The sequence below is a fragment of the Achromobacter sp. 2789STDY5608615 genome (assembly GCF_001298995.1).
Classification (GTDB): Bacteria; Pseudomonadota; Gammaproteobacteria; order Burkholderiales; family Burkholderiaceae_B; genus Achromobacter; species Achromobacter insuavis.
This window is the reverse complement of sequence record NZ_CYTY01000007.1, coordinates 1-21,656: the sequence shown is the minus strand read 5'-3', so window position 1 is coordinate 21,656 and position 21,656 is coordinate 1. Positions and strand designations below refer to the sequence as shown.

The following is a 21,656-nucleotide window of genomic DNA, read 5'->3' as shown; positions in this document are numbered from 1 at the left end:
GCGTCGGCGGGACGGCGCGCGCAAGTGCGAAGGCGTCCGATTTCCCGGCCAGGCGCGCGCGCCGGCCGCGCAAGGCGGCGCGGGTGGCGGGGGAGCGGGGACGAAGACGCATGATCGGAACGCGGACGGCAGGGAAATCAACGGCAATGCGGGCAGGATAGGTACACTGGAAAAGACCGTCTACCGCCAGTTGGGCATGAATCGTCGAGAAATGGACAAATCCAAAGCACCGCCACGCCCCTCCGGATCGCGCAAGCCCGCCGACCTGGACCTGTTTCCGTACGAATCGTCGCAGCGGCCGGTGGCCGCGCTGGCGGTGGATTACGAGGACGGGCACCGCGTGCGGCGCCATCGCCACCGCCGTTCGCAGCTGCTGTACGCGATCTCGGGCGTGATGGTGGTCGATACCGATGCGGGCATCTGGGTGGTGCCGCCCACGCGCGGCGTGTGGGTGCCGGCCTGGGTCTCGCACGCCATCCGCATGAGCGGCGAACCGCGCATGCGCACGGTGTTCGTCGAGCCGGGCGCGGCCTCGCACCTGCCCACCGAATGCTGCGTGCTGTCGATCTCGCCGCTCTTGCGCGAGCTGATGGTGGCGGCAGCCGAAGTGCCGCTGGATTGGCAGCCGGGCACCCGCGACGGCCGCCTGATGATGCTGCTGCTGGACGAACTGAAACAGGAGCCCGTGCTGCCGCTGCACCTGCCGCAGCCGTCCGAGCCGCGCCTGGCGCGCATCTGCCGCGCCATCGTGCGTCACCCCGAGCGCCAGGCGGGCGCGGCCGACTGGGCGCGGGAATTGGGGGTGGATCCCAAGACGGTGCATCGCCTGTTCCTGCGGCACACCGGCATGACCTTCGGCCGCTGGCGCCAGCAGGCGCGGCTGCTGGCGGCGATGGAGCGGCTGGCGCGCGGCGAGCGGGTGCTGGATGTTGCCCTGGATCTGGGCTACGAGAGCCCCAGCGCCTTCGCGGCCATGTTCCGCAAGGCGCTGGGCGAGCCGCCCAGCGCGTTTGCGGCGCGCGGCGCGGCGTCCGCCTGATGGCCACGGCGCGGCCTCGGGGCGGCCTGCGGCCGCTGCCGGCCGGAACCAGCGTATTATTTACCGTTTTGCCGCCCACGCTAATAGCCTGAGACAAGATCATGCCGCACTACCGTTCCCGCACCTCGACCCACGGCCGCAACATGGCCGGCGCCCGCGCCCTGTGGCGCGCCACCGGCATGAAGGACGGAGACTTCGGCAAGCCGATCATCGCGGTGGTCAACTCGTTCACGCAGTTCGTGCCGGGCCACGTGCACCTGCGCGACCTGGGCGCGCTGGTCGCCAAGGAGATCGAGGCCGCCGGCGGCGTCGCCAAGGAATTCAACACGATCGCCGTCGATGACGGCATCGCCATGGGCCACGGCGGCATGCTGTATTCGCTGCCGTCGCGCGAACTGATCGCCGACTCGGTCGAATACATGGTCAACGCGCACTGCGCCGACGCCATGGTCTGCATCTCGAACTGTGACAAGATCACCCCGGGGATGCTGATGGCCGCGATGCGCCTGAACATTCCCGTGGTGTTCGTGTCCGGCGGCCCGATGGAAGCCGGCAAGGTCAAGTCGCCGACCGACGGCAAGGTGATCGCCAAGATCGACCTGATCGACGCCATGATCAAGGCCGCCGACCCGAAAGTGTCGGACGCCGAAGTGGCCGAAGTCGAACGCAGCGCGTGTCCGACCTGCGGCTCCTGTTCCGGCATGTTCACCGCCAACTCGATGAACTGCCTGACCGAGGCCATCGGCCTGGCGCTGCCGGGCAACGGCACCATCGTCGCCACGCACGCCTGGCGCAAGGGCCTGTTCGAGCAGGCCGGCCGCCTGGTGGTGGACCTGTGCCGCCGCTACTACGTCGAGGAAGACGAATCGGTCCTGCCGCGCAGCATCGCCACCAAGAGCGCGTTCCAGAACGCCATGGCGCTGGACGTGGCCATGGGCGGCTCGACCAACACCGTGCTGCACCTGCTGGCCGCGGCGCAGGAAGCCGGCGTCGACTTCACCATGGCCGACATCGACCGCATCTCGCGCAAGGTGCCGTGCCTGTGCAAGGCCGCGCCCGCCACCGACAAGTACCACATCGAAGACGTGCACCGCGCCGGCGGCATCCTCGGCATCCTGGGCGAACTGGCGCGCGCCGACCTGCTCGACCTGTCCTGCGGCAACGTGCACAGCGGCACGCTGGGCAACGCCATTGCGCAATGGGACGTGGCCGGCGGCGCCGGCGAAGCGGCGCAGAAGTTCTACCGCGCGGCGCCCGGCGGCATCCCCACCACCGTGGCCTTCAGCCAGGACGCCACCTTCCTGACGCTGGACACCGACCGCCAGACCGGCTGCATCCGCAGCAAGGAAAACGCCTACTCCAAGGACGGCGGCCTGGCCGTGCTGTACGGCAACCTGGCCGAGAAGGGCTGCATCGTCAAGACCGCGGGCGTGGATGAATCGCAGTGGGTCTTCACCGGCCGCGCGCGCGTGTTCGAAAGCCAGGACGACGCCGTCGAAGGCATCCTGGGCGACAAGGTCGTGGCGGGCGACGTGGTGGTGATCCGCTACGAAGGTCCCAAGGGCGGCCCCGGCATGCAGGAAATGCTGTATCCCACGTCCTACCTGAAGTCCAAGGGCCTGGGCAAGACCTGCGCGCTGTTCACCGATGGCCGCTTCTCGGGCGGCTCGTCGGGTCTGGTGATCGGCCACGCCTCGCCCGAAGCGGCCGAGGGCGGCACCATCGGCCTGGTGCAAGAGGGCGACACCATCGAGATCGACATCCCCAACCGCAAGATGCACCTGGCGGTGTCCGACGAGGAACTGACCCGCCGCCGCGCCGCGATGAACGCGCGCGAGGATGGTGGCTGGCTGCCGGTGGGCCGTGAGCGCGTGGTGTCGCAGGCCCTGCAGGCCTACGCGGCGCTGGCCACCTCGGCCGACCGCGGCGCGGTGCGCGACCTGTCGCAGCTCAAGCAGAAGCGTTGATCGGCCGCGGGTCGATGCAGTGAAAAAAGCGGCGCCGCGTGCGCCGCTTTTCTTTTGCGTCCGCGCTGCCGGATAACCCCGCCGTCGGCCAGGGCACCGCGCAATTGCGGCGGCGGCGCGCGATAAAATCCGGATACTTGTGATCCGGAGTCAAAAATGGCGCTCAATTCAGAGGCCCTGCGGCTGTTCCTGGGCGTGGTCGACGCCGGTTCGATGAGCGCGGCCGCCGAAATGCTGGGCCAGACGGCCTCCGGCGTCAGCCGCGGCCTGTCGCGCCTGGAGGAAGACCTGGGCGTGACGCTGCTGACCCGCACCACGCGGCGCATGGAGCTGACCGCCGAGGGCGCGCACTTCCTGCAGAAGGCGCGCCAGATCGTGCAGTCGCTGGAAGAGGCCGAGGAGTGCATGCGCATCGTCAACCAGCAGCCGGCCGGCCGCCTGCGCGTCGACGCCTCGGTGCCGGTGATGCTGCATTGCGTGGTGCCGCACGTGGCCGACTTCCGTCGCGAGTATCCGGCGATCTCGCTGGAGCTGACCAGCAACGACCGCATCGTCGACCTGATCGAGCATCGCACCGACGTGGCCCTGCGCATGGGGCCGCTGAACGATTCCACGCTGCACGCGCGGCCGATGCGTCCGCGTCCGCGCTGGCTGATGGCCAGCCCGGAGTACCTGGCGCGGCGCGGGGTGCCGCGCACGGTCGAGGACCTTGCCCGGCACGAACTGCTGGGTTTCACCCAACCCGAAAGCCTGAACGTCTGGCCGCTGCGCCACGCGGGCGGCTCGACCTATCTGGCCACGCCCACGCTGGCCACCTCCAGCGGCGAGACGCAGCGCCACCTGGCGCTGCGCGGCGTGGGCATCGCCTGCCTGTCGGATTTCGTGTCGCGCGACGATCTGATCGAAGGGCGCCTGGTGCGCATCATGGAAGACCTGCACACCGACTACCTGCAGCCGATGCACGCGGTGTACTACCGCAACACGCAGCTGTCGCGGCGCATCGCCTGCTTCCTGGATTTCTTCGCCAGCCGGTTGTGAGGGCAGGGGCCTGGCGCGACCGATGACGGTCCGCGCCAGGCCCCTGCGCGCTGCTACGTGCCTTAGCCGTGCAGCGCCCGGCCGAAAGCCGCCAGCACCGATTCGTGCAGCGTTTCCGACAGCGTCGGATGCGCGAACACGGTGTGCATCAGGTCTTCCTCGGTGGCTTCCAGCGCCGCCGCCACGCCGTAGCCGGCGATCAGCTCGGACGCCTCGGGGTGGATGATGTGCGCGCCCAGCAGCTCGCCGGTCCTGGCGTCGAACACCGTCTTCACCAACCCCTGGTCCTCGCCCATGGCGATGGCCTTGCCGTTGCCGGCGAAGGTGAATTTGCCGACGCGGATCTCGCCGCCCGTCGCCTTGGCGTGTTCGCGCGCGCGGGCCTCGGTCATGCCGATGCTGGCGACCTGCGGGTGCGAATACGTGCAGGCGGGTATGCGCAGCGGGTCGAGCGCATGCGCCGGCAGGCCGGCGATGGCTTCGACGCACAGCACGGCCTCGTGGCTGGCCTTGTGCGCCAGCCACGGCGCGCCGGCCACGTCGCCGATGGCGTAGACGCCCGGCTCGGCGGTGCGGCACAGGCCGTCGGTGACGATGTGGGTCTTCTCCACCTTCACGCGGGTCTGCTCCAGGCCCAGGTCCTCGACGTTGCCGACGATGCCGGCGGCCACGATGACGCGCTCGACCTCCAGCTCGATCTGCTTGCCCTGTTGCTCCAGCACGGCCTTGACACCCGTGGCCGTCAGGCTGGACGACTTGACCGCGCACTGCGTCAGCACGCGGATGCCCTGCTTCTCGAAGGCCTTGCGCGCCAGCGCGGAGATCTCGGCGTCTTCCTGCGGCAGGATCTCGGCGGTCATGTCGATCAGCGTCACCTCCGCCCCGACCGCGCGGTAGAAGCTGGCGAACTCGGCGCCGATCGCGCCCGCGCCCACCACCAGCAGCGACTTGGGCAGCGCCGGCGGCGTCAGCGCCTGGCGGTAGGCCCAGATGCGTTCGCCCACCGGCAGCGCCGGCAGCTCGCGGGCGCGCGCGCCGGTGGCCAGGATGATATGGCGGGCCGACAGCGTGGCTCCGTTGTCGAGCGCGACGCGGCCGCCGCCGGCCAGCCTGGCGCTGGCGGCGAACACCGTGACACCGTTCTTTTTCATCAGGTGCGCCACGCCCTGGCCCAGGCGGCCGGCGACCTTGCGCGAGCGCGCCACCATCGCGGGCAGGTCGGGTTGCGCCGCGCCTGCGCCGGTCACGCCGTAGTGGTCGGCTTCGCGGCAGGCGCGCAGCACGGCGGCGCTGTGCAGCAGCGCCTTGGTCGGAATGCAGCCCCAGTTCAGGCAGATGCCGCCCAGTTCGGCGCGCTCCACCAGCGCGGTGGACAGGCCCAGCTGGGCCGCGCGGATGGCGGCCACATAGCCGCCGGGCCCGCCGCCCACCACCACCAGGTCAAACGAAGTCTTGGTCATGGCGGGGCTCACAGCAGGATGCGCACGGGGTTCTCGATCAGCGCGCGGAACGCGGCCAGCCAGCGCGCGCCGACGGCGCCGTCCACCACGCGGTGGTCGGCCGACAGCGTCACGGTCATGACGGTGGCTGCCTGCAGGCCGCCGTTGTCGTCCACCACCGGGCGGCGCTCGGCCGCGCCCACCGCCAGGATCGCGGCCTGCGGCGGGTTGATGATGGCGGCGAACTGCTTGATGCCGTACATGCCGAGGTTGCTGACCGTCAGCGAGCCGCCGGTGAATTCCTCGGGCTTGAGGCGGTTGACCTTGGCGCGGCCGGCCAGCTCGACGATCTCGCCGGCGATGGCGGACAGCGGCTTGACGTCGGCGTCGCGCACGATGGGCGTGACCAGGCCGCCGTCGGTGGCCACGGCGACGCTGATGTCGGCGCCGGCGTGGAATTCGATGGCGTCATCGTGCCAGCTGGCGTTGACCTCGGGCACCTCGCGCAGCGCCAGGGCGGCGGCGCGCACGATGAAGTCATTGACCGACAGCTTGACCGCGCCGCCCTGGTTGGCCTGCGCGCGCAGGGCCAGCAAGGCGTCCATGCGGCAATCCACCGTCAGGTAGAAGTGCGGCACCTGCTGCTTGCTTTCGGTCAGGCGGCGGGCGATGGCGCGGCGCATGCCGGAATGCGGCACGCGGCGGCCGGCGGCGCGGCTGGCCTGGGGCGCGGCGGCAACGGGGGCGCGGTCACGCGCGGCTTCGACGTCGCGGCGCACGATGCGGCCGCGCGGGCCGGTGCCTTGCACTTCGAGCAGGTTGACGTGCCATTGCGCGGCCAGGCGGCGCGCCAGCGGGCTGGCGAAGCGGCGGGTGCCGGGGGCGATGGCGGCGTCGGGCGAGGCCGGTGCGGCGGCGCCGGCCGTCGCGGACGGAGCGAGAGCGCTTGCGGGAGCCGTTGCCGAGGCAGCCGATGTTGCGGCAGCCGTTGCTGCGGCGGCCGATGCTGCGGCGCCCGCGCCGTGTTCCGCCAGCGCCTTCTCGATCGCGCTGGCATCTTCGCCCGGCGCCAGCAGCACGCCGATCACGGTGTTGATCGGCACCGATGCCGGGCCGGCCTGCACCACGATGCGGCTGAGCACGCCCGCCTGTTCGGCGTTGATCTCGACGATCGCTTTCTCGGTTTCGATTTCCGCCAGCGCCTCGCCCACGGCGACCGTGTCGCCTTCCTGCTTGAGCCATTGGTGCAGCGTGCCGACGTCGGCATCGGCCGCGACGGAGGGGAGCTTGATAAGGTGTGCCACGTGTAGTTCGTCCTATTCTGCGCGCACGGCCAGGTCGGGCCGGTAGGCCGCCGGGTCGTCGTATTCGACCAGTTCCAGCACATTGCCTTCGGGGTCGCGGAAGAAGGCCAGCCAGGTGCCGGGCCGCACTTCCATCGGAGCCGGGTCGCTGTCGAAGGCCGCGCCGCGCGCCCGCAGGCGCTCGACGGTGCCGGCCAGGTCCTGCACGATGAAGGTCAGGTAGGCGTTGCCCTGGCGGTCCAGGATGGCGGCGCCGCGCACCGCCGGCTCCGGCGCCACGGCCGGTTGCAGCAGCTTGATGCGCTCGCCGTACGAGGTCTGCAGGCGCGCCACGTCGTAGCCATGCTGCGTCAGGCCGGTGGCGCGGGCCTTGTCGGCCGGCACGCTGACGCGGTTCACCAGGGCCAGGCCGACCACCTCGGTGTAGAACGCCAACTGCGCGTCCAGGTCGGCGCAGCAAATGCCGACTTCCATCGGCACGCTCATGCGCAGGGCAGCGCTCATGCGCGTTCTCCCAGGTCGGCCAGCACGTCGTTCAGGCCGGCGATGACTTCTTCCGTGTCGGCGAAAGCCGCGCGTTCCAGCACCTTGGAGATGCTGGGCGAGGCCTCGCCGCCGGTGACGCGCTTGACCGGCTGGTCGAGCCAGTCGAAGTAGCGGCGCTGGATCTCGTCGGCCAGCATGGCGCCGTACGAGGTGCCGCGCGCGCCCTGTTCGACGATCAGCACGTTGTTGGTCTTCTGGATGCTGGCGCCGATGGTGTCCCAGTCCAGGCTGGCGCGGTCCAGCGTGCGCAGGTCGATCACTTCCGCGTCGACGCCGGTCTCTTCGGCGGCCTTGAGCGCGCGGCTGACCATCGACAGGTAGGTCAGCACCGTGACCTTGGAACCGCCGCGGCGCACGCGCGCCTTGCCGAACGGAATGGCGTAGTCCAGGTCGCCCTCGGGGACCTCGCCCGACGAGGCGTAGAGATCCACGTGCTCGATCACCAGCACCGGGTCCTTGGAAGCCAGCGCGGTGTTCATCAGGCCGATGTACTCGTACGGCGTGGACGGCGCGACGATGCGCCAGCCCGGGGCCGTGGCGAAGACGCCGGCCGGGTCCATCGAGTGCTGCGAGCCGTAGCCCGTGCCCATCGCGACCTTGGTGCGCAGCACGAACGGCACGTCGATGTCGCCGCCGAACATGTGGCGGGCCTTGCCGATCTGGTTGAAGATCTGGTCGGCCGCGACCCACATGAAGTCGGGGTACATGAATTCCACCACCGGCTTGTAGCGGCCGTCCATGGCCAGGCCGCCGCCCAGGCCGGCGAAGGCGTTCTCGGAGATCGGCGTGCCCAGCACGCGATCGGGGTACTTGTCCTTCAGGCCGCGCGTGGCGCCGTTGGTGCCGCCCTTCAGGCGGTGCACGTCCTCGCCCAGCACCACCACGCCCGGGTCGGTCTCCATGCGGCGGTCGAGCACATCGGCCACCGCGTCCACGAACTTGCGCTCGGCGCGGGCGCCGGCGTAGTCGGCGGCATCCTGGTAGCGCAGGCCGGCCAGTTCCGAGCCGTCGCTGCGCAGGCCCACGTCGCGGAAGTCGGGGCGCGGCCACAGGTCGGCGCGCACGCGGCGCTTGCCGCCGTCGGCGGCCTCGGTCAGGCGGCCCGACACGTCCTTCATCACGTTCTTGCAGCGCTGGCGCAGAGCGTCGACCTCGGCCTGGGTGATCAGCTGGCGGCCGATCATCTCGGCGGCGATCTTGTCGAGCGGATCGCGGCGGCGCCATTGCGCCTCCTCTTCCTTGCTGCGGTAGCCGAAGGCGCTGCCGGGGAAGGGGCCGTTCTGGTGGAAGAAGCGGTAGACGTCCACCTCGATGATGGTGGGGCCGTTGCCGGCGCGCATGTGCGCCACGGCTTCCGACATGGCCAGGTGCACGGCCAGCGGATCCATGCCGTCGACCTGCCAGGCCGGGATGTTGAAGGCCTGGCCACGGGCCGACAGGCGCGGCTCGGCGGTCGATTCCTCGACCGTGGTGGACACGGCGTAGCGGTTGTTCTCGATGAAGAAGCACAACGGCGTCTTCCACGCGGCGGTCAGGTTCATCGTCTCGAGCACCGAGCCGATGTTGACGGCGCCGTCGCCGAAGTACGTCACCGCCACGCGGTCGGTGCCGGCGTGGTGGTGGGCCCAGGCCGCGCCGGCCGCCAGCGGCACGCCGCCGCCGACGATGGCGTTGGTGCCGAGCGCGCCCGCTTCCAGCCAGCGCAGGTGCATGCTGCCGCCACGGCCGCGGCAGTAGCCTTGCGCCAGGCCCATGATCTCGGCCAGCGTCTTGTGCAGCACTTCATCGATAGCGGGCGTGAGCGGGTTGCGCGGGTCCAGGCCCAGCGGCGCCACGTGTTGCAGGGCCTTGGCCAGGAACTGGTGGTGGCCGCGGTGAGAGCCGTTGATCTGGTCGCCGGCGCCCAGCGCCAGCACCGAGCCGACGGCGCCGCCTTCCTGGCCCACCGACGAGTGGGCCGGGCCGTGCACCAGGCCTTCGGCGGCCAGGTCCAGCACCGCTTCCTCGAAAGCGCGGATCCAGTGCAGCTGCGTCAGCATGGTGGCCAGCAGCGCCGGGTCGGCCTGCTGCCAGTCCGAGGCCTCGACCGTGAGTTGCCGCCAGGGCGCCTGGGAACCAAGCGGTTGGTAGGTGGCCATGAGTGAATCTCCAGAATGTAGGTAAGCGTCGATGCGTCAGAGGTAGCTGTAGCGGCTCCAGCCGCCATCGGCCACCAGGGTGTGTCCGGTGATGTAGGCGGCCTGGCTGGGCGCCAGGAACACCGCCAGGTCGGCCATTTCGGCCGGCTGCGCCAGGCGCCGCAGCGGCGTGCGCTGCTTGAGGCGTTCGGGGTCGAGGCGGCCGCGCGCGGCCAGGTCGCGCACCAGGTCGGTCTCGACGTAGCCGGGCGCCAGCGCGTTCACGCGCACGCCCGCCGGGCCCCATTCCACCGCCAGGGTCTCGGTCAGCAGCACCACCGCGCCCTTGGTGGCGCAATAGGCGGCGCGGTCGGGCGCGGCCACCACGCCGTACATCGAGGCCAGGTTGATGATGCAGCCCTCGCCCTTGGGCACCATGCGGCGGCCGGCGGCCTGGGCGCACAGGAACACGCCAGTCAGGTTGATGTCGACGGCGCGGCGCCATTCCTCGGGCGTGACGTCCAGCGACGGCTTGTTGGCCGAGATGCCGGCGTTGTTGACCAGCACATCGATGCCGCCCCAGGCCTGCTCGACCTGGGCGAAGGCGCGTTCGACGGCGTCGGCGTCGGTGACCGAGGCCTGCGCGGCCAGGGCCTCGCCGCCGGCCGCGCGCAGCCCGGCCACGGCCGCGTCCAGCGCTACCGGATCCATGTCCAGCAGCGCCACCCGCGCGCCCTGGCGCACGAACGCCTCGGCCGTGGCGTAGCCGATGCCTTTGGCGCCGCCGGTGATCACCACGTTCTTGCCGCGCAGATCGGCGTGGCGTACTTCAGGGGTATTGTCCAAGTGCTTGCCTCTACAGATAGGGCCGCGGTCAGACCGCCAGCCATTCCTGGACCACGTCCTGGCGCTCATGCAGTTGCGCGGGCGGTCCTTCGAAAACGATGCGGCCATGGCCCATCACGCTGACGCGCGTGGACACTTTCAATGCGATGGTCAGCTTCTGCTCGACCAGCACCACCGACACGCCGCGCTGGTGGATGTCGCGGATCACGTCGGCGATCACTTCGACGATCTTGGGCGCCAGGCCTTCGGTGGGCTCGTCGATCAGCATGACCTTGGGGTTGCCCAGGAGCGAACGGCACATGGTCAGCATCTGCTGTTCGCCGCCGGACAGGTTGCCGGCGCGGGTATTGCGGCGTTCCTTCAGGCGCGGGAAATAGCCGAACATCTGTTCGATGGTCCAGGCCGGGGCGTCGGGCCGGGCGGGCTGTTCGCCCATGCGCAGGTTCTCGTCCACCGTCAGGTTGGCGAACACCTCGCGCTCTTCCGGCACGAAACCCAGTCCGGCGCGGGCGATCTCGAAAGGCCGCTTGTTGGTGATGTCGCGGCCTTCGATGGCGATGCGGCCGCCCGTCACGTCCACCAGCCCCATGATGCTCTTCATGGTGGTGGAGCGGCCGGCGCCGTTGCGGCCCAGCAGGCTGACCACCTCGCCGCGGCCCACCGTCAGGTCGATGCCGTGCAGGATGTGGCTCTTGCCGTAGTGCGCGTGCACGCCTTGCAGGGCCAGCAGGGGGGATTGCATGCTCATACCGTTTCCTCTCCCAGATAGGCTTCGCGCACGCGGGCGTCGCCGCGGATGTCGGCGGGCGTGCCGGTGGCCAGGATCTCGCCGTACACCAGCACGCTGATGCGGTCGGCCAGCGAGAACACCACCTGCATGTCGTGCTCGACGATCAGCAGGGTGCAGTCGCGCGTCACGTCCTTGATGAGTTCGACGGTGTAGTCGACCTCGTGCTGCGACATGCCGGCCATCGGCTCGTCCAGCAGGATCACCTTGGGCCGCGAGGCCAGCGTCATGCCGATTTCCAGCGAGCGCTGCTCGGAGTAGTTCAGGTCGCCCGCGGCGGTGTGCTGCTTGGCGGCCAGGCGCACTTTCTCCAGCAACTGGTCGACGTTCTCGTTGACGGCGCGGTGGCGCGCGATGGGGCGCCAGAAGTTGTAGACCAGGCCGTGCATGCGCAGCACCGCCAGCCGCAGGTTCTCGCGCACCGACAGGCGCGGGAACACGTTGGTGATCTGGAACGAACGCGCCAGGCCGAGGCGGTTGATGCGCTCGGGCGGCAGGCCGCCGATCGGGCGCGAGCGCAGGCTGATGTCGCCCGAGGTCGGCGCGAACGAGCCCGACATCAGGTGGAACAGCGTGGACTTGCCGGCGCCGTTGGGGCCGATGACGGCGTGGCGTTCGCCGGCCTCGACCTTCAGGTTGACGCCGCGGATGATCTGCGCGTCGCCGAAGGACTTGCGCACGTCGGTCAGGGTCAGGATCTCGTGGCTCATTTTGCGGTCTCCAGCACGGGCGCGGCTTCGACCTCGCCGCGCCACAGGACCAGCGCCCAGCGGCAGGCCAGGAGGCCGCCCGCGAACAGCGCCAGCGGCAGCAGCCAGGTCGACAGCGCCAGCGGCGCCCAGTCGTGGCCGAACAGGGAAATGGCGGGCCAGCCGGCATCGGGGTTCATCGCCAGCAGCGAGCGGTAGTCGCGCGCGAACATGCGTTGCAGCAGTTCCACCGAGAACACCGTGGCGCCGGTCAGCAGCAGGCCGCCGGCGACGGACACCGCGGCGCGCGGCAGCCAGTCGGCCAGGCCGCGCTGGCGCAGCGACTTGGCGGCGCGCTGCACCAGGCCGACCAGGCCGTCCGGCACGAACAGCATCACCAGCACGAACAGGATGCCCTGATACAGCAGCCAGGAACGGGTGATGTCGGCCAGCGTCTGCGACAGGAAGGTCAGGATCGAGGCGCCCAGCACCGGGCCGAGGAAGGCGTTGACGCCGCCGATGTAGGCGAACAGCACCGCGTCGGTCGACAGCTTGACCTCGAACAGCACGTAGTTGCCGGCTTCGATGTTCAATGCCTGCAGGCCGCCGGCGATGCCGGCGAACATGGCCGACAGCGCGAACACCATGGTCTTGAGCGTGTGCGGCCGGTAGCCCAGGTAGCGCAGGCGGTTGGCATTTTCGCGCAGGCCCAGCGTCAGCCGGCCCAGCGGCGTGCGGGTCAGGCCATACAGCGCGGCCAGTGACACCAGCACCCAGGCTAGCACCAGGAAGTACACCTCGATGTCCGAGCCGAAGGTGAAGCCCCAGGCCGGCATGCGCATGGCGGACAGTCCGGCTTCGCCGCCGAACACGCCCTTCAGGTGCGGCGCCAGCGCGTGCAGCAGTTCGGCCAGCGCCAGCGTGATCATCGAGAAGTATACGCCGGCGCGCATGGTGGCGAACCAGCCCGCGACCAGCCCGAACAGCAGGCCGGCCACGCCGCCGGCCAGCGGCATTAGCGGCGTCGGCAGGAGGCCCGCGCCGCCCAGCGCGTTCATGGCGTGGATGGTGGCGAAGGTGCCGACGCCGAAGTAGGCGGCGTGGCCGAAGGACAGCATGCCGCCCTGGCCGGCCAGCAGGTTGAAGGCGCAGGCGAACAGCGCCGCGATCAGCATCTGCACCGCCGCGACCAACTGGCCCGGCGGCAGCAGCCAGGGCAGCGCGCACAGCGCGGCCACGCAGGCCAGCAGCAACAGGGCGGCCGGCGCGCGGCGCGAGGAAACGGGAGCCTGGCTCATGCCTGTTCTCCCTTCAGGCCCGAGGGCTTGACCAGCAGCACCACCAGCATCAGCAGGAAGGGCAGGGTCGCGGCCAGGCTGGAGATCTTCACCGTCATCAGGCCGCCCACGCTCTCGGCCCACTCGCCGGCGCCGAACAGGCCGAACAGCGTCGCCAGGCTGGCGTCGATGCCGACCGAGAACGAGCTGATCAGGCCGATCAGCAGCGAGGCGATCATGGCGCCTTCGAGCGAACCCAGGCCGCCCACCACGACCACCACGAACACCAGCACGCCCAGTTCCAGCGCCATGTTCGGGTTGGTGGTGTAGAACGCGCCGGCGACCGCGCCGGCCAGGCCGGCCATCGCCGCGCCCACGCCGAACACGCTCATGAACACCAGCGGCACGTTGTGGCCGAGGGCCTCGGCCATGCGCGGGCGGTAGATGGCAGAACGCACCACGATGCCGACGCGGGTGCGCGACAGCAGCAGGTAGATCACCGCGAACATCGCCAGAGACACGCCGCCCATCAGCAGGCGGTAGAAGGGATAGTCGGCGTCGAACACGCGGAAGGCCGCGAAGTTCAGGAACTGCGGCACGCGGTAGTCGACCGGGAAGTCGCCGTAGAACAGCTTGATGAGCTCGGCGACGATGAACGCCAGGCCGAAGGTCACCAGCAATTCCTGCGCGTGGCCGAACTTGTGCACGCGGCGCAGGAAGAAGCGCTCCACGCCCATGCCGAGCACGCCGGCGATGACGGTGGCCAGCACCAGCGCGGTCCAGAACCCGGTGACGGGCGTCAGGGTATAGGCGGCGTACGCGCCTATCATGTAGAACGAGGCGTGCGCGAAGTTGAGCACGCCCATCATTCCGAAGATCAGTGTCAGGCCTGCCGACACCATGAATAGCAGCAGGCCGTAAATCACGCCGTTCAACAGCGAGACGGTAAAGTATTCCATGTCCGCTCCAAAATCCTTGCGCGCAGGCGCCGGGCGCCTGGCGATCGATCACGCCCTGTTTTTTCCGGCCCCGCGCCGGTGAGCGTTTTATTGGCGAGTGGCCGCGGACGGCATGCCGTCCGCGGCCATCGCGTCATCAGTCCGGGCGAACCATCTTGCAGGTGGCCTGCACCGGCGCGGACACGTCCGCGGCGGACAGCACCTTGACCGGCTCGAAGCCCATGTCGGTGCCGTCGGCCTTGTACTTGGCGTTCTTGCCGACCTTGGACACCACCATCGGCAGCTGCACCTGGTGGTCTTCGGCGCGCATGGTGTAGGTGCCCAGCGGCGAGGTGTAGGTGACCTTCTCCAGCGCCCGCGCCAGGTCCGGCACCGACAGCTTGCCGTCCTTGGGCTTGACCTGCTTGAGCGCCTCGCCCAGGAAGGTGATGCCGATCACGGTCTGCGGCTCGGTGTAGCTGGGGTAGTGGCCGGTCTTGGCCTTGTAGTCCTCGGCGAACCTGGCGCCTTCCTCGCCCGCGGCCTCGATGTTGTAGGGGTGGGCGATGTAATGGCCCAGCGCCACGTCGCCGGCGTTGGCGAGGTTGCCGACCTGGTCCAGGAACACGGTGGCAAAGCGCACCTTCAGGCCGGCCGACTGCGTCGCCTTCATCAGCAACAGCAGGTCGTTGGACCAGTTGCCGGTGATGACGGTGTCGGGATTGGCCGAGCGGATGCGGGCCACGTAGGGCGCGAAGTCCTGGATCTTGTTGACTTCGTGCAGCGTCTTGCCGACCACTTCATAGCCGTACTGCTTGGCGAAGCGCTCGGTGGCGCCTTCCATGTCCTGGCCCCAGGAGTAGTTCTGGTTGATGGCGTAGACGCGCTTGCCCAGCGTGCCGTCGGCCGACATGACCGAGGCCAGCGCCTTGACGCGCAGGTCGGCGTTGGTGGTGAAGCGGAAGTGGTAGAAGTGGCACTTCTGGCCGGTCAGTTCCAGGGCCTCGCCGCCCACGTTCAGGAACACGACTTCCTTGCCCGGGTTGCGCAGGTTGTGCTTGCGCACGTCCTCGGTGAGCTGGCCGGAGATGGCCGACGACGAGCCCTGCACCAGGATCTGCACGCCTTCGGCGGCCGCGGCGCGGAAACGGTCGGAGGCGCCCACGGGGCCGCCCTGGTTGTCGAACTCGACCAGTTCCAGTGGCTGGCCGTTCCAGCCGCCGGCGGCGTTGATGCGGTCCAGTTCGTACTTGACCGCGGCGCGGAACATCAGGCCGGTCGAGGCCTGCGGGCCGGACAGCGTCTCGATCAGGCCGATCTTGACGGGCGCGGCCTGGGCCGATGCGGCAATGCCGGCCAGGCACAACAGGCCGGTGGTGAAAGCCAATTTCATGCGTGTCTCCTCCGTGGGAACGGGAGTGGTAGGTCCGTGAATCAAGCAAGCGCGCTCAGGATTGCGGCTCTTCTATGCCCAGGAAGCGGGCAATTTCGGTGAGTTGTCCTTCCAGCATGTAGAGGCCGGGATGGGTGCGGCAGCCGCGCGCGGCGGCGGCGCGCAGCAACGGCGTGTCGACGCGGCTCATGACGGCGTCGGCCACCACGGCGGCGGGCGCCAGGGCATCCAGCTGGAAGGGCAGGGGATCGTTGTCGTCCAGGCCCAGGGTGGTCGCGTTGATGGCGATGTCACAGGACTCGGGACGGGTGCCGGCCACGTGGATGGCCAGGCCGGGATGGTGGCGCGCCAGGCGCTCGGCGAACGCCTCGGCCTTGTCGGACGAACGGTTGTACAGGCGCAGGCTGGCCGGGCCGGCCTCGGCGATGGCGCAGGCGATGGCCTTGCCGGCGCCGCCCAGGCCCGCCAGGTAGACGTGGCGGCCGGCGGGGTCGTGCCCCTGGCTGCGCAGGCCGGCGACGAAGCCCAGGCCGTCGAAGTTGCCGCCGGTGAGGTGGCCGTCGCGCACCCGCACGGCGTTGACGGCGCCGATCAGTTCGGCGGTGGGCGTCAGCGCGTCGCACAGCGCGGCGGCGCTTTCCTTGTGGGGCACGGTGACCACCAGGCCGCCCAGGTTGGCCAGGCCGCGCAGGCCCGCGAACAGGCCGGGCAGGCCGGCGGCGGCCACGTGGAACGGCACCATGACGGCGTCGATGCCGCGCTCGCGCAGCAGGGCGTTGAGCCGCTGGGGCGTCTTGACGTGCGCGATCGGGTCGGCCGCGATCGCGAATACGGTTGTGCTGCCGGTGATGTCCACCTGGTTGTCCCCTGCCTGTCATGCGGCCGTTGGCCGTGTTTTCTTGACGCCCTTGCTTGAAATCGCCAGTTGCTTTACGCTTTCAACACAAGTTGTCAGGCAACTTTATTAAGTTGTCCGATAAATCATAGGGCAAGCGTTTTTCCCGTGTCAAGCGATGCATTTGGCGGTTCAATCGAATCGCCGGCGGCGCTGGGCGATGGGGCGCGGGCCGTCGAAAAAGCGTTTTGGAGACAGCATGATTTCGTTCGAAGGACAGGTAGTCGCCATCACCGGCGCGGGCAATGGCATCGGTCTGGCGACCGCGCGGCTGATGGCCGCCCACGGCGCCCGGCTGGTGTTGACCGACATCGACAAGGCGCGCCTGGACGAGGTGGCCGCCGAGCTGGACGCCAGCGGCCAGCGGGTGTTCGTGCACGCGCTGGACGTGGCCGCCTCGCACGATTGCGACCGGGTGCTGGAACGCGCCGCGCAGCATTTCGGCGGCATCGATCATCTGGTGCATTGCGCCGGCATCTACCCCGAGCAACTGGTCAAGGACACCAGCGACGAGGCCTGGAAGAAGCTCATGGGCGTCAACCTGGACGGCACCTTCTATGTCTGCCGCGCCGCACAACGCCACCTGCGCCAGAACGGCTCGATCGTGCTGCTGACCTCCCTGGCGGCGCAGCGCGGCAGCTACGCGCACGCGGCCTATTCGGCGTCCAAGGGCGCGGTGCAGAGCTTCACCCGCAGCCTGGCGCTGGAACTGGCGCCGCAGATCCGCGTGAACGCGGTGGCGCCGGGCATCATCGCGACCTCCATGACGCACGACCTGATCGGCCAGAAGGGCGCGCAGTTGCTGGAAAGCACGCCGTTGCGGCGCTTCGGCACCGCCGAGGAAATCGCCGGCGCGATCGCCTTCCTGTGCTCGCCGCTGGCCGGTTTCGTGACGGGCGAGGTGATGCAGGTGAACGGCGGCATCTATATCGCGTAAAGTCTGAAACGGCCGCGCCCTCGATTCCGGCAAAATCCTATAATTTTCAAGGGCGCAGCCGTAGTGAAACGTCGAAAATTCCTATAACCAAGGCAGCCGCCCCGCGAGCCGCCGCCTCGTTTTAACGATTCCACATGCAGCCTAATCAAGCACAGGACAGGCGGGACTCCGACCCGCAACGCGCCGCGCCCAAACACTCGCTCTCGGCGGGCGTGGCCGACGCGCTGGCCGAGCAGATCCGCCAGGGCACCCTGGCGCCCGGCGACCGCCTGCCCACCGAAAAACAGCTGACCGAGATCTATTCGGTCAGCCGCGCCGTGGTGCGCGAGGCGCTGGCCCGCCTGAAATCCGAGGGCCTGATCACCTCGCAGCAGGGCAGCGGGGTCTTCGTCGACCCGAACTTCCAGCGCAACGCCTTCCGCATCGCCGCGCCCTCGCCGGGCGACAGCCAGGACCTGGAACACATCCTGGAATTGATGCTGTCGATCGAGGTCACCGCCGCGCGCTATGCGGCGCAGCGCCGCACCGACCCCGACCTGAAGAAGATGCGCCAGGCGCTGGTCGGCATGGAGTACGCGCTCATCAACGACAAGCTGGGCGACGAAGAGGACTACCAGTTCCACCAGGCCATCGTGCAGGCCACGCACAACCCGCACCTGGTGGCGCTGAACGATTACCTGGAGGCGAATGTGCGGCGCGTCATCCGCAGCGCCCGCAACAACACGGCGCGCATGTACGCCGAGCGCATGGCGGCGGTGCAGAGCGAGCACCAGGCGATCTTCGCGGCCATCGAAAGCGGCGATTCCGATGCCGCGGGCCGCGCCGCCGAGCAGCACCTGCGCAACGCCGCCGACCGCCTGCGTCTGTTCCAGGCGGAGCGTTCGCCGCCGGTCTGAGCGCGGCGGACAAGGATCGGCGCGGCTGCCCTCGCGGCCAGCCCGCGCCGCGCGCCGTTACCCGTGCGTGGGCGGGTTCGCGGTGAAGCCGCGCGGGCTCAGGCGAAGGTCTGCTCCATTTCGCGCCGGAACTGCACGGCGGCGGAAGATTCGTCGTACTCCACGTCGCGCCAGCGGATCGCCTGCGATTGCCGCACCGGGTGCTTGAGCTTGACCTGGTGCGACAGGCCCAGCGGCAGGTAGCCTTCGTCGACCGAGTCGCGCGCCGGCATCAGCCGGCCGTACACCGTGTAGCCGCCTTCGCCGTCCAGCAACTGCCCGGCCTGCAGGTCGCGCTTGGCGGTCGCCACCACGTCGCCGTGCCAGCCAGCGGGCGCGCCGGTCGGCTCGCGCCGCAGCCCGACGCTGGCCACGCTGATGCCCAGTTCCAGGCCGATCAGGTGATACGGCTTGTACATGGCGGTGTAGTTGCCGCTGGGGTCGGTGACCAGGCCGTATTCCTTGAAGCAGCGTCGCACGTAATCGCTGTCGGCCGCGAGCGTCACGTACACGCCCCAGCGCAGGTCGCGGAACACCGGCCGGCCATCGCGTTCGAGCGAGGAAATCACTTCCACCTGGCCCCGATGATGCAGGATGCCGCCGTCCTCGCGCGGGCGCAGCACGCGGGCCAGGTCGTCCACGCCGCAGGGCGGGAAATGCAGGCCGGACGGCGAGGGCAGCAGGCCGGTGGCGTTGGACACCGCGGCCATCTCGATGGCGCTCTTGGTGCCGTCCAGGAAGCTGTTGAACATCTGCGCGTTGAAGTCGCCGGCGGCCACCATCTCGGCGGTGAAGCCGTAGTACGGCCAGACCGTGTCGGGCGTGGAGGTGTGGAACTCGGGCAGGTACTTGGTGCCCTTGCCGGCCGCCATCACCTCGAAGCCCGCCGCGCGCGCCCAGTCCACCATTTCGCAGATCAGCGCCGGCTGGTCGCCATAGGCCAGCGAATAGACGATGCCGGCTTCCCTGGCCCGCCGCGCCAGCAGCGGCCCGGCCAGCGCGTCGGCCTCGACGTTGACCATGATGATGTGCTTGCCGTATTCGCAGCAGGTCAGCACGTGGCCGATGCCCGCGGCCGCCTGGCCGGTGGCGTCGATGACGATGTCGACCTCGGGGCTGGCGATGACGGCGTGCGGATCGTCGGTGAAGTAGACCTTGCCGTTCTTCAAGGCGTCGCCGGGGCTGGCGGCGTTGAGCGCGGTGGCGGGCCAGCCGACCCGGGTGAGCGCGGCGCGGGCCCGGTCGGGCGTCAGGTCGGCCACCGCCACCAGCCGCATGCCGGGCGTGCGGGGAGCCTGGCTCATGAACATCGCGCCGAACTTTCCGGCGCCCAGCAGCGCTACGCGCAAGGGCTTGTGGTCGGCTTCTCGCTGCTTGAGCAGACGGTGCAGATTCATGGTGCGGGCTCCTCCAGGATGTGGGGATACAGCACCACAGGATAGTCCCAACCCCGGCCGCTGAACAGGGCCGGGTATCCCCCGTCAGGGTGTCATCCGGCCGTCATTCGTCCGCCGTATACAGCTCGCCCGCCAGGACGTTGCGCCAGTCGGCCCAGGAGCTGATGCGGGGGGGGCGGTCGGTGACCTGGCGGTTGTAGGGCGCGTCGAACAGGATGTGCTTCCAGCGCGGCTTGACCGCGCCCTGGATGAGCGGCTTGTCGTCGATCAGCAGGTCGCCGTGCACCAGGGTCTTGTCCTTGGTCAGGATCAGCCGGTTGGTGGCGTCGCGGCCCAGGTGCTTTTCGACCCACAGGTATTTCTCGGCGACGCAGTTCTCGAACTGGGACAGCGGCGAGGTGCAGATGCGCACGTCCATGCCCAGCGCCAGCAGTTCCTTCACGGCGTCCAGCGCCCCCGGCACCGGCGGCAGGTCGCGGATGAAGCCGGGCGCGGTGTAGATGGCCTCGGCCATGCCGCGCAGCTCGGGCGCGTAGTCTTCGCGGATGTAGAAGGATTTTCGATCGTCGAACGCCACCGGCGCGATGTCGGGGTGGCGCGCGCGCCAGGCGTCGATGAAGGCATGTTCGAAATCGGCCAGCACGCCGTCTTGGTCGAGCAGGATGATCATGGCGATCCTAAGTCGTTGCGACGCGCTCGATTGTGCCAGAGCGCCGGCGAGTGGCCTCAGCCCGGTTGCGGTTTCGAGCGGGCGACGACGCGGTAGCGGCTGCCGCCGTCGGTGGATTCGGATGCCACAAGCACCATGCGGTCGTAGTGCCAGGTCAGCGGCGGCGGGGCGTCGGCGGGCGGGTCGTTGCGCTCGATGTTGCGCAGCAGCGTGACGTGGGGGCGGAACGGCTGGGCCGGCGGGACGAAGCCGAAGGCGGACAGCCACAGCCACAGGCCGTCATGGCTGGCCTGCAGCGAATCCGGGGTGCGTTCGGGGCCGGCCCACAGGATGCCGGGGCGGGTGAAGACGCCGTAGCGGTCGAGGGTGACGGTGCCGGGCTGCAGGCGATGGTAGGGCGTGGCGTCGATGAGCTCGTCGGCGATTTCCTTTTCTACGGATCCCAGGAAGGCGAGCGTCATGTGCAGGGTTTCGGTGCGCATGGGGCGGCCTTGGCTGTGTGGTCGGGCCTGGGTGGCCCAGGTGGCCAGGGTGTCGGCCAGGGCAGGCGCGGGCCAGAGGGCGTAGAAGAGGCGGGTGGGGGGCATTTGGGGATTGTAGGTTGTTGTTGTTGTTGTTGTTGTTGTTGTTGTTGTTGTTGTTGTTGTTGTTGCGGTGGGTTTGAGTTCTTGAGGGGCGCGTGGCGGGGTCGGCGGGGGATGGCGGGGCTACGATTGCGGTCCGGAGCGTTCGCTCCGGACTTCCCCGTTGTCAACCTCGTCCGCCTTCGGCTCCCTACGGTTTCCCTCGGGCGCATCTACACGCCCCGCCATCCCCCGCCGACCCCGCCACGCGCTCACGATGAGACTTACTGACGGGCTCTGGGGCGAGCTGTGTGCTTGGCGTGTTGATGCAACGTCAGAGCGGGGGGAGAGAGTTACGGGGCCCGTCCTAAAAGGCCGCGCGAGCGGCCTTTTAGGACTTACGCGGTGTCTTGCGTCTGGGCGATGGCGCTCTCGCGTGTGGCAACAGCGGAACCGCTTGCGATTGAAAGCGTGTCGGCCCCACGACTGTTTGTGGTCGGCGCGAGAGGTTCGTCACGCGCAACGCGCTTTCCGCCGCGCCGACCACCACCGCCCCTCCCCCACGACGTGCGGCACCATTAGAAAACCGCTCGTCACCCGCGCGCAGCGCACCCGCATCAAACGCAAATGCACAAACGCCAATTGCGGCCGCCCGCGCGGCCACAATTGGCGTCCCAGAAGTTCCATTCCCTGAACACAGGTCTAGCAGCGCAACGAGCCAAGACGCACGTAGCCCCTCGGGCAGGCGAAGCGGGGGGCGGGCAACCTTGATGCGCCCGAGGGAATCCGAAGGAGTCGCCGAAGGCGAGGACGAGATTCTATGGTCCGGATCAAGCTGCTTTCAGGTTCAACCTCCCGGGATCGAAGGCTTGCCCGGTG

Annotated in this window: 19 protein-coding genes; 5 read left to right on the top strand and 14 right to left on the bottom strand. The window is 69.3% G+C overall.

Going from position 1 to position 21,656, the window contains the following annotated elements; translation table 11 throughout:
- Nucleotides 1–196: 196 nt before the first annotated feature.
- The 3 genes from AOZ49_RS08005 (at nt 197) to AOZ49_RS07995 (ending at nt 4,044) form a co-directional block, all read left to right on the top strand.
- A complete protein-coding gene (locus tag AOZ49_RS08005) occupies nt 197–1,039 on the top strand; it encodes an AraC family transcriptional regulator (protein ID WP_054429410.1) in 843 nt (280 codons plus the stop codon).
- Between the two features lie 101 nt (nt 1,040–1,140).
- Nucleotides 1,141–3,006 carry a dihydroxy-acid dehydratase gene (gene ilvD, locus AOZ49_RS08000; protein ID WP_054474827.1) on the top strand — a complete coding sequence of 622 codons (1,866 nt, stop codon included), beginning with the start codon at nt 1,141–1,143 and terminating at the stop codon, nt 3,004–3,006.
- A gap of 156 nt (nt 3,007–3,162) precedes the next feature.
- Entirely contained in the window at nt 3,163–4,044 is an 882-nt protein-coding gene (locus AOZ49_RS07995; protein WP_054429412.1) for a LysR family transcriptional regulator, read from the top strand.
- 62 nt (nt 4,045–4,106) lie between these two features.
- Here the strand turns inward: AOZ49_RS07995 and lpdA are convergent, their stop codons facing one another.
- The 11 genes from lpdA to AOZ49_RS07940 form a co-directional block, all read right to left on the bottom strand.
- Complete coding sequence (gene lpdA / locus AOZ49_RS07990) at nt 4,107–5,504, bottom strand: dihydrolipoyl dehydrogenase (protein WP_054474826.1); 1,398 nt, start codon at nt 5,502–5,504, stop codon at nt 4,107–4,109.
- A gap of 8 nt (nt 5,505–5,512) precedes the next feature.
- Entirely contained in the window at nt 5,513–6,787 is a 1,275-nt protein-coding gene (locus tag AOZ49_RS07985; protein WP_054429414.1) for a pyruvate dehydrogenase complex dihydrolipoamide acetyltransferase, read from the bottom strand.
- A 12-nt stretch (nt 6,788–6,799) separates the two neighbouring features.
- On the bottom strand, nt 6,800–7,291 hold the full coding sequence (locus AOZ49_RS07980) for a VOC family protein (RefSeq protein WP_054474825.1): 492 nt from the start codon (nt 7,289–7,291) through the stop codon (nt 6,800–6,802).
- On the bottom strand, nt 7,288–9,471 hold the full coding sequence (locus AOZ49_RS07975; protein ID WP_054474824.1) for an alpha-ketoacid dehydrogenase subunit alpha/beta: 2,184 nt from the start codon (nt 9,469–9,471) through the stop codon (nt 7,288–7,290). The genes AOZ49_RS07980 and AOZ49_RS07975 overlap by 4 nt, the downstream gene beginning before the upstream one ends.
- A 36-nt stretch (nt 9,472–9,507) precedes the next feature.
- Nucleotides 9,508–10,296: an SDR family NAD(P)-dependent oxidoreductase gene (locus AOZ49_RS07970; protein WP_054474823.1), complete on the bottom strand. Its 789-nt coding sequence runs from the start codon at nt 10,294–10,296 to the stop codon at nt 9,508–9,510.
- A gap of 28 nt (nt 10,297–10,324) precedes the next feature.
- Nucleotides 10,325–11,044 (bottom strand): ABC transporter ATP-binding protein, encoded by a 720-nt coding sequence (locus AOZ49_RS07965; protein ID WP_054429418.1) that lies wholly within the window; start codon nt 11,042–11,044, stop codon nt 10,325–10,327.
- The gene (locus AOZ49_RS07960; protein ID WP_054429419.1) at nt 11,041–11,793 is read right to left on the bottom strand and encodes an ABC transporter ATP-binding protein; all 753 of its coding nucleotides are present in this window, start codon (nt 11,791–11,793) and stop codon (nt 11,041–11,043) included. Before AOZ49_RS07960 ends, AOZ49_RS07965 begins: the two co-directional genes overlap by 4 nt.
- Nucleotides 11,790–13,070 (bottom strand): branched-chain amino acid ABC transporter permease, encoded by a 1,281-nt coding sequence (locus AOZ49_RS07955; RefSeq protein WP_054474822.1) that lies wholly within the window; start codon nt 13,068–13,070, stop codon nt 11,790–11,792. Before AOZ49_RS07955 ends, AOZ49_RS07960 begins: the two co-directional genes overlap by 4 nt.
- Nucleotides 13,067–14,008, bottom strand: a complete 942-nt coding sequence (locus AOZ49_RS07950; RefSeq protein ID WP_006386228.1) for a branched-chain amino acid ABC transporter permease — start codon at nt 14,006–14,008, stop codon at nt 13,067–13,069. Before AOZ49_RS07950 ends, AOZ49_RS07955 begins: the two co-directional genes overlap by 4 nt.
- A 136-nt stretch (nt 14,009–14,144) precedes the next feature.
- The gene (locus tag AOZ49_RS07945) at nt 14,145–15,380 is read right to left on the bottom strand and encodes a branched-chain amino acid ABC transporter substrate-binding protein (RefSeq protein ID WP_054474821.1); all 1,236 of its coding nucleotides are present in this window, start codon (nt 15,378–15,380) and stop codon (nt 14,145–14,147) included.
- Between the two features lie 55 nt (nt 15,381–15,435).
- On the bottom strand, nt 15,436–16,236 hold the full coding sequence (locus AOZ49_RS07940) for a shikimate dehydrogenase family protein (protein ID WP_054474820.1): 801 nt from the start codon (nt 16,234–16,236) through the stop codon (nt 15,436–15,438).
- Nucleotides 16,237–16,474: 238 nt separating this feature from the next.
- Between AOZ49_RS07940 and AOZ49_RS07935 the strand changes: the two genes are divergently transcribed.
- Both AOZ49_RS07935 and AOZ49_RS07930 read left to right on the top strand, forming a co-directional pair.
- Nucleotides 16,475–17,212: an SDR family NAD(P)-dependent oxidoreductase gene (locus AOZ49_RS07935; protein ID WP_049076567.1), complete on the top strand. Its 738-nt coding sequence runs from the start codon at nt 16,475–16,477 to the stop codon at nt 17,210–17,212.
- A 134-nt stretch (nt 17,213–17,346) separates the two neighbouring features.
- A complete protein-coding gene (locus AOZ49_RS07930) occupies nt 17,347–18,108 on the top strand; it encodes a FadR/GntR family transcriptional regulator (protein WP_054429423.1) in 762 nt (253 codons plus the stop codon).
- A gap of 98 nt (nt 18,109–18,206) precedes the next feature.
- Here the strand turns inward: AOZ49_RS07930 and AOZ49_RS07925 are convergent, their stop codons facing one another.
- From AOZ49_RS07925 to thpR, 3 genes are all read right to left on the bottom strand, one after another.
- Nucleotides 18,207–19,544, bottom strand: a complete 1,338-nt coding sequence (locus AOZ49_RS07925; protein ID WP_054429424.1) for an NAD(P)H-dependent oxidoreductase — start codon at nt 19,542–19,544, stop codon at nt 18,207–18,209.
- A 103-nt stretch (nt 19,545–19,647) separates the two neighbouring features.
- The gene (locus AOZ49_RS07920) at nt 19,648–20,214 is read right to left on the bottom strand and encodes a 5'-3'-deoxyribonucleotidase (protein WP_054474819.1); all 567 of its coding nucleotides are present in this window, start codon (nt 20,212–20,214) and stop codon (nt 19,648–19,650) included.
- Between the two features lie 56 nt (nt 20,215–20,270).
- A complete protein-coding gene (gene thpR, locus AOZ49_RS07915) occupies nt 20,271–20,801 on the bottom strand; it encodes an RNA 2',3'-cyclic phosphodiesterase (RefSeq protein ID WP_054460573.1) in 531 nt (176 codons plus the stop codon).
- Nucleotides 20,802–21,656: the final 855 nt, after the last annotated feature.